This window comes from Terriglobia bacterium (assembly GCA_020072845.1).
Lineage (GTDB): Bacteria > Acidobacteriota > Terriglobia > Terriglobales > Acidobacteriaceae > JAIQGF01.
Window position 1 is genome coordinate 124,403 of the sequence record JAIQGF010000005.1, and the last position, 15,652, is coordinate 140,054.

At 59.8% G+C, this 15,652-nt stretch carries 16 protein-coding genes; 10 read left to right on the forward strand and 6 right to left on the reverse strand.

All coding sequences use genetic code 11. From position 1 onward, the window contains the following. Nucleotides 1-364 precede the first annotated feature (364 nt). From LAN70_05295 to LAN70_05305, 3 genes are all read left to right on the forward strand, one after another. The gene (locus LAN70_05295; protein ID MBZ5510570.1) at nucleotides 365-2,356 is read left to right on the forward strand and encodes a hypothetical protein; all 1,992 of its coding nucleotides are present in this window, start codon (nucleotides 365-367) and stop codon (nucleotides 2,354-2,356) included. Nucleotides 2,357-2,825: 469 nt separating this feature from the next. Next, nucleotides 2,826-3,164 carry a hypothetical protein gene (locus LAN70_05300; GenBank protein ID MBZ5510571.1) on the forward strand — a complete coding sequence of 113 codons (339 nt, stop codon included), beginning with the start codon at nucleotides 2,826-2,828 and terminating at the stop codon, nucleotides 3,162-3,164. A 179-nt stretch (nucleotides 3,165-3,343) separates the two neighbouring features. Then, nucleotides 3,344-4,282 (forward strand): 2-dehydropantoate 2-reductase, encoded by a 939-nt coding sequence (locus LAN70_05305; GenBank protein MBZ5510572.1) that lies wholly within the window; start codon nucleotides 3,344-3,346, stop codon nucleotides 4,280-4,282. Nucleotides 4,283-4,423: 141 nt separating this feature from the next. Here LAN70_05305 and LAN70_05310 read toward each other — a convergent pair whose 3' ends face one another. After that, a complete protein-coding gene (locus LAN70_05310; protein MBZ5510573.1) occupies nucleotides 4,424-4,648 on the reverse strand; it encodes a hypothetical protein in 225 nt (74 codons plus the stop codon). Nucleotides 4,649-4,724: 76 nt separating this feature from the next. Continuing rightward, the gene (locus LAN70_05315; protein MBZ5510574.1) at nucleotides 4,725-5,387 is read right to left on the reverse strand and encodes a deoxynucleoside kinase; all 663 of its coding nucleotides are present in this window, start codon (nucleotides 5,385-5,387) and stop codon (nucleotides 4,725-4,727) included. A gap of 241 nt (nucleotides 5,388-5,628) precedes the next feature. Between LAN70_05315 and LAN70_05320 the strand changes: the two genes are divergently transcribed. Beyond that, nucleotides 5,629-6,345, forward strand: a complete 717-nt coding sequence (locus tag LAN70_05320) for a polysaccharide deacetylase family protein (GenBank protein MBZ5510575.1) — start codon at nucleotides 5,629-5,631, stop codon at nucleotides 6,343-6,345. Between the two features lie 29 nt (nucleotides 6,346-6,374). Here LAN70_05320 and purE read toward each other — a convergent pair whose 3' ends face one another. Both purE and purD read right to left on the reverse strand, forming a co-directional pair. Next, the gene (gene purE / locus LAN70_05325; GenBank protein ID MBZ5510576.1) at nucleotides 6,375-6,878 is read right to left on the reverse strand and encodes a 5-(carboxyamino)imidazole ribonucleotide mutase; all 504 of its coding nucleotides are present in this window, start codon (nucleotides 6,876-6,878) and stop codon (nucleotides 6,375-6,377) included. Between the two features lie 98 nt (nucleotides 6,879-6,976). Beyond that, on the reverse strand, nucleotides 6,977-8,248 hold the full coding sequence (gene purD / locus LAN70_05330) for a phosphoribosylamine--glycine ligase (protein ID MBZ5510577.1): 1,272 nt from the start codon (nucleotides 8,246-8,248) through the stop codon (nucleotides 6,977-6,979). A 337-nt stretch (nucleotides 8,249-8,585) separates the two neighbouring features. Here purD and LAN70_05335 point away from each other — a divergent pair, with 337 nt between their 5' ends. The 5 genes from LAN70_05335 to LAN70_05355 all read left to right on the forward strand — a co-directional run bounded on the left by LAN70_05335 (nucleotide 8,586) and on the right by LAN70_05355 (nucleotide 12,343). Further along, nucleotides 8,586-9,260 carry a metal-dependent transcriptional regulator gene (locus LAN70_05335; GenBank protein ID MBZ5510578.1) on the forward strand — a complete coding sequence of 225 codons (675 nt, stop codon included), beginning with the start codon at nucleotides 8,586-8,588 and terminating at the stop codon, nucleotides 9,258-9,260. Between the two features lie 87 nt (nucleotides 9,261-9,347). Beyond that, nucleotides 9,348-10,685: an Nramp family divalent metal transporter gene (locus tag LAN70_05340; protein ID MBZ5510579.1), complete on the forward strand. Its 1,338-nt coding sequence runs from the start codon at nucleotides 9,348-9,350 to the stop codon at nucleotides 10,683-10,685. Next, complete coding sequence (locus LAN70_05345; protein MBZ5510580.1) at nucleotides 10,678-11,130, forward strand: universal stress protein; 453 nt, start codon at nucleotides 10,678-10,680, stop codon at nucleotides 11,128-11,130. Before LAN70_05340 ends, LAN70_05345 begins: the two co-directional genes overlap by 8 nt. Before the next feature lie 19 nt (nucleotides 11,131-11,149). Continuing rightward, nucleotides 11,150-11,959, forward strand: a complete 810-nt coding sequence (locus tag LAN70_05350; GenBank protein ID MBZ5510581.1) for a transporter — start codon at nucleotides 11,150-11,152, stop codon at nucleotides 11,957-11,959. A gap of 57 nt (nucleotides 11,960-12,016) precedes the next feature. After that, nucleotides 12,017-12,343 (forward strand): DinB family protein, encoded by a 327-nt coding sequence (locus LAN70_05355; protein ID MBZ5510582.1) that lies wholly within the window; start codon nucleotides 12,017-12,019, stop codon nucleotides 12,341-12,343. A gap of 109 nt (nucleotides 12,344-12,452) precedes the next feature. Here LAN70_05355 and LAN70_05360 read toward each other — a convergent pair whose 3' ends face one another. Together LAN70_05360 and LAN70_05365 are read right to left on the reverse strand one after the other, a co-directional pair. After that, nucleotides 12,453-13,463 (reverse strand): hypothetical protein, encoded by a 1,011-nt coding sequence (locus LAN70_05360; protein MBZ5510583.1) that lies wholly within the window; start codon nucleotides 13,461-13,463, stop codon nucleotides 12,453-12,455. A 536-nt stretch (nucleotides 13,464-13,999) separates the two neighbouring features. Further along, nucleotides 14,000-14,557: a hypothetical protein gene (locus tag LAN70_05365; protein MBZ5510584.1), complete on the reverse strand. Its 558-nt coding sequence runs from the start codon at nucleotides 14,555-14,557 to the stop codon at nucleotides 14,000-14,002. A gap of 767 nt (nucleotides 14,558-15,324) precedes the next feature. Here LAN70_05365 and LAN70_05370 point away from each other — a divergent pair. Continuing rightward, nucleotides 15,325-15,579 carry a DinB family protein gene (locus LAN70_05370; GenBank protein MBZ5510585.1) on the forward strand — a complete coding sequence of 85 codons (255 nt, stop codon included), beginning with the start codon at nucleotides 15,325-15,327 and terminating at the stop codon, nucleotides 15,577-15,579. Nucleotides 15,580-15,652: the final 73 nt, after the last annotated feature.

The following is a 15,652-nucleotide window of genomic DNA, read 5'->3' on the forward strand; positions in this document are numbered from 1 at the left end:
GATAAGCACAAATCACTGGCAGCACCATGCCATCGTGTAGCTGTCAAGGTGGACGGGGTGCTGGGGCACATTTCGGGAATGGTCTGTTCCGATTCTAGAACAACCTTGCAAAATTTCTTTGTTTCGCGTTTCCGGAACTACGATCTGGTTGTTTCCTGCAGGCCGCGACTTCCGTTCGCGGCGACTTGACCGACGACGTACTCGCGGTGGAGGCGTGTTTCAGGGGTCGGCAAGTTCTCAGAAAACTATTTTCCGGACCTTGACCGCAAGGACTTGGGGGGCGGGGTTCGTTTTTCCCAAAATTCCGCCCGCTTGATTGATCTCTGGCCCAGGAAAAACTCAACCAACTCAGCAAGGAGGATCCATGCCAGATCGAAGTCTTGAGCTTGATGTTTTCCGCGACCTCATGGAGGAAGCCGGCACCATCGGCCAGCTCGCCAAAGACAAGGAGGCATTCACCGCTGCCTATGAGGCGTTCCGCGCCGGTGACTCGGAGAAGTTCCATGCCATTCTGGAGCGGCTACGCCTGCGTCCGTACTGTCGCCTGATTTGTGAGTGGTTTCGCAGCAAGGAGTGCATCTTCCTCTGCCTCGAACTCTGCGGACCACCCAAGGTCATCGAGAAACCCAACCCGCACGACCTCGCTGATGCCATCGTGCGCATCACCGCCAACGAATCGCTGGTAAAGCAGCTCGTACAAGTGCTGGAAAAGCGCGATCACAACGCCTTCCAGCGCATCGTCGCCGAGCACAAACTCGGTCTCCTTTGCCACTTCTTCTGTCACTGGCTCTGCGTGATCCGTTACCGCCTGCTATGCCGATGGGTCTGCAGCCCCGAAAGAATTGAGAAGCCCGATCTTGCCGGCGAACTCAAGGCTGCCGGGCTCGCCCTCCGGCAATTACTCGAACACAAACAGGCCTTTGACCAGGCGGTGGCCGCCTCTGATGCCGGGGACTCCGCCAAGCTTGGCTCGGCTATTCAGGCTGCCGACCTGCTTTCCCGGTGCCGTTTCATTTGCGAGTGGTTCTGCAGTTGGCGTTGCACGCTGGTCTGCCTGAACCTTTGCCGGCAGTATCCGGTCCGGGAGAGCACGAACCACATAGAGGAAGCATTAGCATTTGCCAAAGCGCTGCAGCCGCTCCTCCAGAACCTCACCCAGTTCGAGCGTTTGAGCGTGGCCGTCGGCTCGGGAGACACCAAAGCCTATGATGCCATTCTGAAGGAGTTCAAGCTGCCGCATTTCTGCATTCAGCTATGCCACTGGGTCTGCGGATTGCGCTGCCGCCGCTTCTGTAACCTCGCATGCCCGCCGCAGCAGTTGTATCCCTGGTTCACCTCCATCGGGCGTTACGACTATCTCACCGACATTCACAGTCCGCACGGCCTAGGCGTAGACGGGCTGACTAATGACGGTCGCGCCTTCTACTCCAACCTGCGCCTGAATGGCATTCTCTCGCAAACGCTGGGTGGCCAGCAGTTGGAGTATCGCTTCGAAACCCGTCCCACGGACAACGATGGCAATCCCACCGGCCCCTGGTCACCCGTACTGCCCGCCCAGATCGCCCGTACCGAAATTGGGCATTGGGAACGCTTCAAGCCCGTCTTTCCCTTCATCGAAACGAAAAAGTACACGGTGAATGGCACGGCCGGCCCAAACGAAAAGGTAGCCACCATCGCCGCGGATGGCTGGATCCAGGTGCCGCAGGAGAATAATTACATGTCTCCGGCTGGGGCGTTTTTCTCCAACGGCAACATGATCGAGCTGATCTCGCGGTCCCTCGCGCCCTTCACTCCCGCTGATGAAACCGGAGTGAAGGCGGGCAGTCAAGCCACTCACCCTCTGGTACAGGATGTCTATTTCGGCATCCGCATGCGCATTCGGCAAGTGGGTAATGCTGCCTCAGAAACCGACGGTGGTACCTGCGAGCACATCGCAATTGACAACACCCTCTACAACAGCATCACCCTCCACCCGAGTTGGGACGGAGGCTTGCAAAGCCCGGGGCAGCTCGCGGTGCGCATGCTCGACATCGACGAACTGATCGCCCATCCCTGTGGAGATATCCAGGACACGCTCACCGTGAAGTTCACGGCAGCTCATCCTAATCTCGGCTCGGTCAGCATTTCGATGACCGGTCCCGGTGGGCCATACCCCTTCACGTTGACTCCGATACCCGAGCCGGGTGACTGGTTCGGTGCGGCTAATCCTCCTGCGCCCCCTGATCCTAATGCGTGGTCGGTCTCCGGCCTGGCTCCTTGCGCGTACCTGGTCACGCTTACGATCACGGTGCTCTTGACCGACGGGGATAATGTGCCTGACGCGCTTTACGATCAGATTGCTTTCTGTAAGAAGTAGGCATAGACACTTCCAGCGAGAAGACTCCGTCATCCGCGGGGCCTCTCGCTGGAAGCTATTCCTTCGATGTGTGGAGAGCCTGCTCCGCGCACCGCGGCCAATCAAATTCCCGTGGCTGGCCCCTCCATGCACCCGGAGCCCGCCCTGGGCGCAGCCGAAGGCTGGGAAAAGCGAATCTCAACGCCACCCCCCCTCGCTTCTAAATCTTCTGCCCAACGAAGTGAGTGGAACCCTTAACGATCTATCGCCGGCATTTTCCCCAGCCATCCTCGAATTACCTCCGGCCGATGCGTCAGACCGAAATGTGCAAACGACTTCCGCGAGTGTGCAAACTCTTGCACATTATCGGCCGACAACTCACGTAGCCACCCAATCCTAAGTTACTGATATCAAAGGGGAACATCTCTAGAATCTATATGGTCGTTAACTTGCCCTGTTTTCGGTGCAAATTCCCAGCCCGGTGAGGACAATGCTAGTCTCAAAGTTGCTCGAAGGCGTGGTGGTGGTGGAACGCGGGTCGTCGCGCCGCGCGTTTCGACCCAAGTTCGTGCATCGTCTCCTGCTCGCCTGGCTTTTTCGACACTTCGCTTCCCTGCCCATGTCCGTCTTGACGGCAAGCCAGAAAGCCCTGGTCGCCAACATCATCGCCAACGGCCGGACCACTCCGGTCCCTGACGGTGATTTCGGCACCATTATCGGCACGGTAGAGAGTGTCATCCCCCAAGCGGATCACAGGAAGCCCGTCGCCTCCAGCACCGGTTGGGAATTCGCGAGACGGGGCGCAACTGGCGACCGCATTTCAGCCTAAGCTCGCGAAAAACATCCGCTCATAACACGGCAGCGCCAGGGTGGGGGTTTTCCTCGCACTTCAAGTACACTTGTGCCCATAGGCCCCGGCGCCCTCGCCGGGGCTGCCTTTTGACATAAGCAGATCGCGGCTGCGGCGGGCGCCCTCGCCCGCCTCTCGCAATCCGTAGGGATGAGCAAATGAGCCAATTGCAAGTCGCTGTGTATGGCGTGGGCGGCGTCGGAGGCTACTTCGGCGCCACGCTCGCGCGCGCCGGTAATCCCGTTTCCCTGATCGCCCGCGGCGATCATCTGCGCGCCATCCGCGAATCAGGGCTGAAGATCGTGACTCCCAAGGAGGAGTTCACCGTTACTCCCGTCGCCGCCGGCGACAATCCCGCTGACATCGGTCCCGTAGATATTGTTCTCGTTGGGGTCAAAGCCTGGCAGGTGCCCGACGCGGCGAAAGCCATGCGCCCGCTGCTGAAGCCGGACACGCGCGTCGTGCCCCTGCAGAACGGTGTCGAAGCCGTGGACGACCTGGCCAGGGTGCTCGGACGCGAGTACGTGCTCGGTGGACTGTGCCGCATCATCGCTTCCATTGCCGCGCCCGGTGTAATCAGGATCGGCCCCATGGAGCCGATCGCCGTGCTCGGCGAACTCGACGGCGCCGAACTGGCCGGCAATGCGAAAGCCCTTTACGACGCGTTCCGCAACGCCGGCGTGAATGTATCGAAAGCGCCCGACATTCAGGCGGCGCTCTGGGAGAAGCTGTTGTTCATCGCTGCCGTGAGCGGCGTGGGCGCCGTGTCGCGCGCCAACGTCGGCGAAGTCCGCCAATCCCCGCCCACGCGCGCCCTGCTGCAGCAGGTCATGGAAGAGGTCGCCGCCGTGGCCGCCAAGCGTGGCGTGCGCATCGCCCCCGACATCGTCGCGCGCACCATGGCTTTCATCGACACCATGCCCGGGGAAGGCACCGCTTCCATGCAGCGCGACGTCGCCGCCGGACGCCCCTCGGAACTCGAGGCCATCATCGGCAGCGTCCATCGCCTCGGCAGCGCAGCCGGCGTGCCTACCCCGGCGACTCAGTTCATCTACGCCAGCCTGTTGCCGCAGGAGAGGCGGGCGCGTTCCGCCTGAACCACCACCGAGACACCGAGCACACCGAGAATCACCGAGAAATCCCTTTCAGGAAGAAATAGGAAAATTTCCTCGGTGTACCTCGGTGCACTCGGTGTCTCGGTGGTGAAGAACCACGCTCTACTCGGGGGCCCGCCGTGCTTACCGTGTCGCTTGGTTTTTCGTGGGCGGAGGCGCGTTGTCACAGGCCGGCGTGCTGGCGGCTGCCGCCCCCGATTCCCTGCGCGCCAGCCGCGCGGCCAGTTGGCGCACGCGTCCCTCCAGCTCGCGCTGCCGGATGAAGTCGGGCGAGCCGTGGTACATCATCTCGCGCCGCACCCACTCCAGCGCCTCCAGCACCTCGCGCATGGATCTCGATCTCTGCATGCAGTCAGGATTCTAGCGCGAGGCGCGCCCAGGCTCCGCGCGCTCGAAGGCCTTCAACTTTGCGCCTTGCGCCCGATTACGCGCTGGCCGCCTGCCCGCCCAGCGGCAGGAAGTACTGCGTGCCGCGCACCGGTTCGCTGACCTTGCGCAACAGCTCCTGCAGGTCTTCGTTGCGGTCCACGAAGTCAATGTCGGAGGTGTTGACGATCAGCAGGTCGCTGCCCGTGTAGTGAAAGAAGAAATGCTCGTAGGCGCGCGCGACTTCTTCCAGATAGTCGTCGCTGATCGCCGATTCCGCCGCCGCGCCCTTCTTGCGCAGGCGCTTTTTCAGCACCTCGGGCGTGGCCTGGAGATAGATGACCAGGTCGGGCGTGGGCACCTGCGCGCGGAACTCGCTATAAAAGCGGTTGTAAATCTCCAACTCGGAGTCGGTCAGGTTGAGGCAGGCGAAGAGCTTGTCTTTTTCGAAAATGTAGTCGGCCACCACGACGCGCCGCGACTTCGGCCCCACGTCCAGCGCCTTGAGCTGCTCGAATCGCCGCACCAGGAACGCCATTTGCGCCTGAAAGGCCGCGCCGCGCTCGCCGTCGTAGAAGGCGCGCAGGAACGGGTTGTCTTCCGGCTCGGAGATGCGTTGCGCGTGCAGCCGCTCCGCCAGCACTTCCGCCAGCGTGCTTTTGCCCACGCGAATGGGACCTTCGATTGCTATATATCGGGGTAGCTCGAAAAGATTGGCCATGGTGCCGGGTCGCCGTTTGCGGGGTCCCCAGCGAGCCGGCTTTTGGCTCGCTGGGGTGCCTCGTCCTGGGAACTGCGCGCAGCATAACCCGCAACTTTGCGGGAAGCAATTGCGGATTCAGTAAACGGTCGATCAGTCGATCGGTCGGTCAGTCAAAAACAGGTTGACAAATTCGGCGCACCGACTGATTGACCGAAAGACCGATAGACCGATTGACCGATCGACCTTACAATCCGCCTACATGCTTCTACCAATTATCGCGGGCGCAGTTGCCGCCGTCACTGCCGGCTACAACAGCATGGCCCCGCGGTCGCAGCTGTACGGCCGCACCTTCATCGGAGAGCGTCGCCCGTCCCGCCGGCTGGCCCTCACTTTCGACGACGGCCCCAACGATCCGCACACCCTTCACCTGCTTGACGTGCTGGCGCGCCACAATGTTCACGCCACGTTTTTCATGATCGGCGGCTTCGTCGAACAGCGGCCCGAGATCGCGCGCGCCGTCGCCGCCGCCGGCCACGCCGTCGGCAACCACACGCACACCCACCCGAACCTGATTTTCCACCATGGCAGCGTGGTTCGCCGGGAACTGCAAGACTGCGAGCGCGCGCTCGATAATGCCGGAGTGGTGCGCGCCAGTCTCTTCCGCCCGCCCTACGGCGGACGCACTCCCATCGTGTTGCGAACCGCGCGCGACATGGGTCTGGAGCCCATCATGTGGAGCGTCACCGCCTGGGACTGGAATCCGCACTCCCCGGAAAAGATCACCCGGTTGGTCCACCGGCAGGTGCTCGGCGGCGACGTCATCTTGATGCACGACGGCGGGCATCTGCGCATCGGCATGGACCGCTCCGCCTCCGTGCGCGCGGCGGAGCTTATCATCCAGAGATACAAGGGCGAGGGATATGAGTTCGTGACTGTACCGGAGATGATGCCGAAGCCGGCAGAAACTTCTAACTGATCGCCTGAAACTGAAACGCGAAACCGGAACTACTTCCCGCTCTTCAGCTTCTTCGATTTCTCTTCCACGCCGCGCGCCAGCTTTTCCTTGTGGCCTTTCAATTGGCGCGCGATTTCAGGATCGCCGAGCGCCAGCATCTGCGCCGCCAGGATCCCGGCGTTGGTGGCGCCGGGTTTGCCGACCGCCACCGTCGCCACCGGGATTCCCGCCGGCATTTGCACCGTCGCCAGCAGCGAATCCAGGCCGCCCAGCGAAGTGGAAGGAATGGGTACGCCGATGACGGGCAGCGTGGTCTCGGCGGCAATCACCCCGGCCAGGTGAGCCGCACCGCCCGCGCCCGCGATGATCACCCGGATGCCGCGCCCCGCGGCGTTGCGCGCGAATTCGCTGGTGCGCGCCGGCGAGCGGTGAGCGGAGGTGACATCCATCTCGTAGGCGATGCCGAATTCCTCCAGCGCCTTTCCCGCCTCCCGCATGATCTCCAGGTCGGAGTCGCTGCCCATGACGATGGCGACCACTGGTGTCTTTGCCATTCCATCCTCTTGCAAAAATCAACCGCAAAGTACGCAAAGTTCGCGAAGGTGATTTAACAATTGCCTTTGCGTGCCCTTGCGTCCTTTGCGGTAAGCGCTTACTTCTTGAGGGCGCGCGCGCCGATGTCCTTGCGGTAATGCATGCCGTCGAAGCGGATCTTGGCGCAGGCCGCGTAGGCGCGATCGATCGCCGTCCGCAGATCGGGGCCGCGCGCGGTGACCCCGAGCACCCGCCCGCCCGCGGTGAAGTACGCGCCCTCACGCCGCGCCGTACCGGCGTGAAACACCACCACGTTCTCCATCGCCCCCGCGTCTTCCAGTCCAAAGATCTGCTTGCCGGTTTCGTAAGCGCCCGGGTATCCGCCCGACGCCAGCACGACGGTGACCGAGGAGTCCTGCGACCACTTGAAATCGCCGTCGCTCACCCGCCCTTCAATGGAGGCGATGAACGGCCCCAGCAGGTCGCTTTCCAACCGCATGACCATCGGCTGCGTCTCCGGATCGCCAAAGCGCGCGTTGAATTCCAGCACCATCGGCCCGCGCGCGGTCATGATCAACCCGCAGTACAGGATGCCGCGAAACTCGGTGCCTTCCTCGCGCATGCCGGCCACCACCGGACGCGCGATGTGGTTGACCAGCCAGTCGCGCATCTGGTCGTCCACCAGCATCGGAGTGGAGTACGCGCCCATGCCGCCGGTGTTCGGGCCGGTGTCGCCGTCGCCGACGCGCTTGTGGTCCTGGGCCGCGACCAGCGGCGTGACCCGCTCGCCGTCGCTCAACACCAGAAACGAGAGTTCGTCGCCCTCCAGAAATTCCTCCAGCACCACGCGCCCGCCGGCCTCGCCCACCATCTTGCCCGACAGCATGTCGGCGGCGACCGCCATCGCCTCCTCGCGGCTCTTGACAATGACCACGCCCTTGCCCGCCGCCAGCCCGTCGGCTTTCACCACCACCGGCGCGCGGAACTGCTCGATGTTCTCGCGCACTTCCTCCATGGAATCGCAGATCGCATAGCGCGCGGTCGGAATGCGATGCCGGTACATGAATTCCTTGGCAAAGCTCTTGCTGGATTCCAGGCGCGCGGCCGCCGCCGTGGGGCCGAAAATGCGCAGTCCGCGCCGCTGGAATTCGTCCACCACGCCCAGCGACAGCGGCCCCTCCGGCCCCACCACGGTGAGATCAGGCTGGATGCGATGGGCGGCTTCCAGCAGCGAATCCAGATTGCGCACGTCGGCCGCGGAGCATTCCGCCTCAGCGCAAATGCCGCCGTTGCCCGGAATGCAGTACACCTGCCGGACGCGCTTCGACTGCCGCAGTTTCCAGACGAGCGCGTGCTCGCGCCCGCCGCTGCCAATCACCAGAACCTTCATGTGCCGCCCAGAGTACAGGTTTCGCGATTCACCTTTCAAGCGCCACTTTCTGGGCAGTCCACGGGCGGCGGCGAAACTCACCACCCAGACACCGAGGGCACCGAGGCCCACCGAGCTGACCGGGTCTCAATCACGCAGCAGGCGCAGGAAGCAGCAGGAAGAAAAAATTAAGGGCTTCTACGGTCCTCCGCGTCCCCAGCGTCCTCTGGGTTAAGCCTCCGGTCTCGGTGGATCTCGGTGCACTCGGTGGCTCGGTGGTGAAGGATCTGCGCACGAGAAACGCGAAAATCATGATGTTGTTAACTATAGTTAAGTTTTGGAGTATAATCCCGGTGCAATGATTACCGTCTCGAAAGAGGACTACCTCAAGGCGATTCTGGAGGCGGAGAGCGAGAGCCAGGCCGTGATCTCGGCCACGCTGGCGCACTGGCTTTCGGTTTCCGCGCCGGCGGTGACCATGGCCATGCGCCGCCTCAAGCGCGATGGCCTGGTGAAAGTGCAGGCAGACGGCCGGGTGCAGCTCACCGGGGCAGGGCGGGAGATCGCGCGCCGGCTGACCGTGCGCCACCACTTGATCGAGCGCATGCTGCACGAGATTTTCGGCATGGAGTGGACCAAGGTCCACGAGGAGGCCGAGCGCCTGGAGCATGCTGTTTCCGCGGACTTTGAAGCGCGCCTGGTGAAAAAACTCGGCCGCGGCGGCATTTGCCCGCATGGCAACCTGATGACGCCGGAGAGTGCGGCCAGCCGCAAGCGCCGCGGGCTGGTCCAGTTGGCGCAGGCGGAAACGGGGAAGAGCTACGTGGTGCGCAGCGTGTACGAGCGCGATCCGCGCCTGCTGGAATTTCTCGACCAGCGCGGCGTGCGCCCCGATGCGCACATTCGCGTCCTGGGGCGCCATTACGACCAGACTCTGACCCTGGCCACGGAGCGCGGCGAGGTCCCGCTCGGCAGCCCCGCGGCGGACAAGGTCTGGGTGGCGCCGGATCGCCCGGCACGAACCTCACATTAACCATGCTTCAGTTTCAGGCGCTAAGTCTGGATAAGGGAGAATAGTTTGGCCAACCGTTCTGAGATCGGCCATGTCTCGCTGGAGGGGATGCACAGCACCGTCGAGGTGCCGCACCATCAGGCCGGCTTCTGGGAGCAGTGGCGGGCTTTCGTCGGGCCGGCGATTCTGGTCAGCGTCGGCTACATGGACCCCGGCAACTGGGGAACGGACCTGCAAGGCGGCGCGCAGTTCAAGTACGGGCTTTTGTGGGTGGTCGGCCTGGCCAGCCTGATGGCCATCTTCATGCAGGTCATTGCCGCGAAATTGGGCGTGGTCGCCGGCAAGGATCTCGCCCAATGCTGCCGCGACTGGTACCCCAACTGGACCCGCTGGCCCAATTGGCTGATGAGCGAAGTGGCTATTGGCGCCTGCGACCTGGCGGAAGTCCTGGGGAGCGCGGTCGCGTTAAATTTGCTGTTCCATATCCCGCTGCTGTGGGCGGTCATCATCACCGGCCTGGACGTGCTCCTGCTGTTGGCCCTGCAAAGCTTTGGAATGCGGACCATCGAGGCCGTGGTCCTGCTGCTGATCGCCACCATCGGCGTGTGCTACTTCATCGAGATTTTCGTGCTCCCGCAGACCCACCCCGGCTTTCTGGAGATGGGACGGGCGCTGGTGTCGCCGCACTTTCGTCGCTCGGGGATGCTCTACGTCGCTATCGGCATGATCGGCGCCACCGTGATGCCCCACAACCTGTACCTGCACTCGGCCCTGGTCCAGAGCCGCCAGTTGCAGAAGGACCAACTGTCGGTTCGTCGCGCCATCCAGTTCAACACCATCGATTCCGTCGTCGCCCTGTCCATTGCCTTCTTCGTCAATGCAGCGATTCTGGTGCTGGCGGCGACCGTGTTCTTCGGCAAGGAAAGCGTGACCGTGGCCGGGGGCCAGGTGGTCAAGTTCAGCGCCGACAGTGATTGGATTCGGCTCGCCTATCTGACTCTGGCGCCGTTGCTGGGAACCACCGCAGCCAGCACGCTGTTTGCAGTGGCGCTGTTGGCCAGCGGCCAGAGCAGCACCATCACCGGCACCCTGGCCGGCCAGGTCGTGATGGAAGGCTTCATGCACTGGCGCATTCAGCCCTGGGTGCGGCGGCTCATCACCCGCACCCTGGCCATCCTGCCGGCGGTCTTTATAATCGGCCTCCGAGGCGACAGCAGCGTTACCGATCTGCTGACCCTCAGTCAGGTGGTGCTGGCGCTGCAGCTTCCGTTCGCCATGTTCCCGCTCCTGCACTTCACCAGTTCCCGAAAGCGAATGGGGACGTGGAAGAACGGATGGTTTCTCTTGATTGCCGGCTGGGGCAGCGCAATTCTGATCACCGCGATGGACATTTATGGCCTGCCGGACTCGCTCAAAGCTGCCTGGCAGGTCATCACCGGTGGATGACGCCTTTACGACAGAAACGGAAGAGCCGATGTACGAAAAAATTCTCGTGACCTTGGATGGCACGCCAACGGACCGGGCCATCATCGAGCACGTCAAACAGCTCGCGAAGCTCGCGGGCAGCAAGGTAGTGTTGCTTCATGTCGCCGATGGATGGGCCGCCAGAACCTATGGCCCGGACGCGGTCAGTCCCGAAATCGCCGAAGACACTGCCTATCTGGAACAAGTGCGCTCCGAGTTTCTCGCGGCGGGCATTCCGGCGCAGGCCGAACTGGCGTATGGCGACCCGGCGAATGAAATTATCAAATGGGTCAAGCAGAAGGGTTGCGACCTGGTGGCCATGAGTACCCACGGACACCGTTTTTTTTCCGATCTAGTTCGTGGCGTCACCGCCACCCGGGTTCAGCACAGTATCAATGTGCCCGTGCTTCTTCTTAAGGCGAAATGAAGCGCGCGGCGAAAGTGCGATGACCCGGCGCTGGTCGGTATCACTCCAGTTATTGTTGGTGAGCGTCGCGGTTTCCGCGGCGGCGCAGCAGGTCCAACCGGATGAACCTACGGCCAATCCCGGCCGACCAACCGTCTCCACCCCCGCCACCCTCACTCCGGTTGGCTACCTTCAATTTGAATCCGGGTACGTGGGTGCGTGGCACTCTCCCGAATTCTCTTCCCAGTCGAGTTTCAACGAGGTGGTGAAGTTTGCTTTCACGCGCCGGATCGAATTGCTGGCCGTATCAGAACCGTTTGCCCATTCCCGCGCTGACCATCAAACTGCCAACGGGACGGGAGACGTGGCACTGGGAGTGCAGGGAGTTGTCCATCAGGGAGAAGGCGCGCGTCCGACCATTGCCTTGAGTTATTTCCGCCGCGTCTACAGTGGAAACTCACCCGACCTCGATATTGGCAGCGCCAGAAACTCGCTGATCCTGCTTGCCAGCGCGGACGTAAAAGGCTTTCACTACGACACCAATTATCTCTTCAACGAAGTCATCGACAACGCGATTCACCGCGCCCAGTTCGGGCAGACGCTCTCGGTTTCCCATCCGCTGGGCGGGAAATTCGGGATCTCCGGAGAAATCTGGCATTTCACTCAGCCCTTTCTCCGCAGTCATGCCGTCGGCAACTTGTGGGCGCTGAACTACAATCCGCGGAAAAACCTCGTGATCGATGGCGGTTTCAATCATGGATTCACCAGTACATCCACGCGCTGGGAAGTGTTTGTGGGATTCACTTACCTGCTGCCGCATAAGGTCCTGGCGAGGAGCAGCGCACACTAATCCCCGAGGGGACAAAATTCATGCAGCGCGTTTCCGCAGCACATTAAAATCACGCCCATGGAAATCACCCACATCGAGTCATTCCTGCCCTATTACAAAAACGTTCGCGAGCGCACCATGCGGGTGGCGCGCGTGATTCCGGCGGACAAGCTGGAGTGGACCTACGCGCCCGGCAAGTTCACGCTCGGCGACGTGCTGCGGCACCTGGCGACGATTGAGCGCTATCTGTGGGCGGAAATCGTGCAGGGCAAGCCCAGCCGCTATCACGGATGCGGGCGCGAACTGGCCGACGGCTACGACAACGTGCTCGCCTTCGTCGAACGCCTGCACGCCGAGTCCGTCGAAATTTTCTCGCGCCGGGCCACCCGCCCAGGTCGTCACTAAGCACGAATCGCGAAAAAGCTGGCCAGCGACTAGATTCAAGTACAGAATTCGTAGAAAACGCGAAAACCAGATCGATCAACAATTACTCAGAGACAGCCTTTGCGCACGTCTATTCGTATGTGTGCAAGACAAGTCCGACGGGGGGTTTGTATTCAAGATAGACAGCTTTGCCGCTCTTGGTCTGCCCTAGAAATTTCCCTCCCTCAGGAGACTTACTTGTCACAAGCTGCCCGTCACCATTGGTAGGAAGCACAGCCATGACTGTACGCACCTTCGATGTGGCGTCACCCGCTGCGGGCCATAACTGGATTTGTGCAAGAAACGTCCCCGCAGTTTGCGTCGGCGACATCTTTATTATTTTCGCCTTCGCAGCGTTATTATTAGTCGCCATGTTTGCAAGTACCTTGTGCAAGGGGTACCGTCCGCGTATTCCGCCTGAAAGGGATATTGTGAGTATCTCTTCGGCAGGTGCGAGCCAAAGCACAAGTTGATCTCCGGCGACAAACATCTCTGTTTCGCCACACTCAGAGCCTGATTCCACCACTTCATCTCCTACGGCGAATTGACTTGCCGGGAGAAACTCCCCGAGAACTCTTCCCGCAGAAGAGTATTTGATTAATAGCGGATAACCTCGTTCTTTAGTGTCCTTAGTCCCTAAGGCGAATACGCTTCCGTCAGCGGCGACTGCAAGATGGTGGTGGTGATATGGATATACATCCCATATCCTTTCAAGTTTTCCATCTCGGTCGTACGTCATCAGGAGGGACTTCAACACGCGAGGCTTGGACGATTCCGCCGTATATTGTGCTATTGCACTGAACACAACGCCTCCTGACGGCGTTTGTGCCACATCCCATACGCCAATACTGAGCGCCCCCGGGAGATCCAGCAAAGGATAAATTGAAATCATACTACCGCTTTGCGCAACCATTTGGACGGCTGGCACTGACGCTACACGCGTGTCTCTAAAGAAGATCGCGCGTTGGGCGGCATAATCCCATTTCGTGAGGAATCCTGTCTCGTTCTGGCCGCCGACAGAAAGAACAACTGGAACTTCTTGTGCGGTACCAGCGCTCAGGAAGAGTTGCAAGAGTATTGAGAACGTCATGAGTTTCAACATAGTGTCACCCTATTCTCCATTTACAACTGTACACAGTCACTCGAAGCAGTGTCGTTACGACAAGTGCCACAGGGGGGATAGCTATTGTACTTGAACTTGCATGCCCTGTTGATAGTCGTTGTGACGGCGCATGTGTAAATTGTGCATGGTCCGTTCCAGCAATCCGGGCATTTACCGCACATTCTTCGATCGCAATTCTCGTCGTTACAGGTCGGCTTCGTTGTTGAGGTGTCGCAAAACGTGGTGGCACATGCCTGAGCACTCGGAATAAACGTGAAGCGAACCTGCGACAGCAGACCTCGATGTGGTACTGCGATCTGATGTTGTGTTGACTGCACAAAAACGTGTTTCACTTGGGAGAAGGTTGGATGTGGAGGCAGCAGCGCAGCTACACTCAACATACGGGTCGTCATTGCCGGAAGAAGTAGCAATCCGAATGTAATCGCAAGCACCTTTAGAACGCGTCGATTTAGCATCGTTATTGCCCTCATTGAAGTCGAACACGAAACATTGTGGTCAGTGAAACTAAGTGTCCGCTATCGAGTTGAACCTGGCGGTTTACTCATCAGCAAAACGTCGTAGGCCCATGTGCTGTGTCCACCGATAATGACTTTAGAGCGATAGCGGAAGATGTTTCCAAACTCGTCTGTTCTCTGCGATTGTCGGTAGTCAAGCGATATACTCGTAATCCCGAACTCCGAGAACGGGTGCAGTTCAGCAGGCTCGGAGATACCGTTATGGTTAGCATCTATCCACAGCAAGAGCCGCGGGAACACTGCGTCGTGTGAATCGATCACTCCATCACCGTTTCCTCCGTTCTCAGGCTTGTCGAACTCGCTAAGTGCTCGAAAGCCATTTGGTGTTTTTGAAGAAGGTTGTGGAGTCACATTGCCGAATAATTCGGTGCCATTGTTTATGACTCCATCTCCATTGCGGTCGAGCACTAAGAAGCCGACTTGTGAGTTTGCTTTAGTCCAGGCAATCTGTTCTGGCAAGCCGTCAGCGTTAATGTCGAAGAGTACTCCGTTCGCTACATCCGTGAGTACGATGTCTCCACGGGAAACGTTGATTATGATCGGTGTGGGGCAGCCCACACACTCGCAGAAACACGTATCCAACACTCCGCATGAGCACTCGGTAAGCTCACAGTACGGTACGCACTCACAAACCTGTGCGGAAGTGTTGATCGACGTTAGAGAGCACAATACAGTTACAACAAGGGTACAGAAGCGTGAGTTGATCTTCATCGTCATGTCCCCCTAGACGGTATGTGATCGGTTCTCAACCTTACAGATGGCCCAGCACTCTCCAAGACCCGTGAAAGCGCGGCAGCGATACTCTTGCGCACGAGGTCGCGCAAGCGAGTTGTACAACACTGGTACAACAAAATAGCTAGCCGAGTGTTCCGTTTCGGAACTTCAAGTTGCTAAAGGAGGCTTGCGTTCGTCGAGGATGTTCGCCTATGTTCGTGTATGAGGGCGCGTATCACCTGTGAGATTGAGACTTCTTTTGCACGCGCGATTGACCGCACAAACGAATAGTCAGCCTCGCTTATCCACAGGTGAATTTGACGACGACCGTTCGTGACGGATCGAATGATGCTGCTATCGGTTGCTTCGCGCATAGTGGCCGCGAATGTACGCGCACGAGAACCTCTACTGTTCAGAAAATACGATTTGTTCCGAATTCAGAACAGACGCAGGAGAAGAACTCGTCATTCATGCGGCGCGGACATCTTGTGTCGCTGCCTAGCAGATTTAGTGCGTTATTGGATAATGTTGCGGACCAGATGCGAATGCATCCGGTCGTTATCGCTGCACTCAAGCCACTCGGAGCCCTGCGCCTTTCTGTATGACTCAGAATTGAACATTGTGGTGCTCCAACGATCGCCTCATGTGAGCCACGCTGCTTTCGCGCGGCTGGTCAACTGGGCTGCGGACACTGCTTTCTTCTTCCTGCCAGTTCTGAACGGTGGAAGGTGCTGCGGCTGGTGGTGGAGCATGAAATCCACCATCGCGGCGAGATTTATGTCTACCTGGGAATGTTGGGCGTGCCAACGCCGCCGCTCTACGGCATGACCTCGGAACAAGTAATGGAACGAAGCGCCAAGGCGTGAGTTCTTTTGGTATTTAGAACTGGTTTACTGGTTTCAAGAATCGGTTTTTGGGTAGGGCTTTTTGGGGGTAGGG

Excerpts from the sequence above, each read along its gene's own strand:
- LAN70_05310 (MBZ5510573.1), bottom strand. The coding sequence starts at position 4,648 with ATGCAGAGATCGAGATCCATGCGCGAGGTGCTGGAGGCGCTGGAGTGG.
- LAN70_05315 (MBZ5510574.1), bottom strand. The coding sequence starts at position 5,387 with ATGGCCAATCTTTTCGAGCTACCCCGATATATAGCAATCGAAGGTCCC.
- LAN70_05295 (MBZ5510570.1), top strand. The coding sequence starts at position 365 with ATGCCAGATCGAAGTCTTGAGCTTGATGTTTTCCGCGACCTCATGGAG.
- LAN70_05305 (MBZ5510572.1), top strand. The coding sequence starts at position 3,344 with ATGAGCCAATTGCAAGTCGCTGTGTATGGCGTGGGCGGCGTCGGAGGC.
- LAN70_05335 (MBZ5510578.1), top strand. The coding sequence starts at position 8,586 with ATGATTACCGTCTCGAAAGAGGACTACCTCAAGGCGATTCTGGAGGCG.
- LAN70_05300 (MBZ5510571.1), top strand. The coding sequence starts at position 2,826 with ATGCTAGTCTCAAAGTTGCTCGAAGGCGTGGTGGTGGTGGAACGCGGG.
- LAN70_05350 (MBZ5510581.1), top strand. The coding sequence starts at position 11,150 with ATGACCCGGCGCTGGTCGGTATCACTCCAGTTATTGTTGGTGAGCGTC.
- LAN70_05340 (MBZ5510579.1), top strand. The coding sequence starts at position 9,348 with ATGCACAGCACCGTCGAGGTGCCGCACCATCAGGCCGGCTTCTGGGAG.
- purD (MBZ5510577.1), bottom strand. The coding sequence starts at position 8,248 with ATGAAGGTTCTGGTGATTGGCAGCGGCGGGCGCGAGCACGCGCTCGTC.
- LAN70_05360 (MBZ5510583.1), bottom strand. The coding sequence starts at position 13,463 with ATGTTGAAACTCATGACGTTCTCAATACTCTTGCAACTCTTCCTGAGC.
- LAN70_05355 (MBZ5510582.1), top strand. The coding sequence starts at position 12,017 with ATGGAAATCACCCACATCGAGTCATTCCTGCCCTATTACAAAAACGTT.
- LAN70_05320 (MBZ5510575.1), top strand. The coding sequence starts at position 5,629 with ATGCTTCTACCAATTATCGCGGGCGCAGTTGCCGCCGTCACTGCCGGC.
- purE (MBZ5510576.1), bottom strand. The coding sequence starts at position 6,878 with ATGGCAAAGACACCAGTGGTCGCCATCGTCATGGGCAGCGACTCCGAC.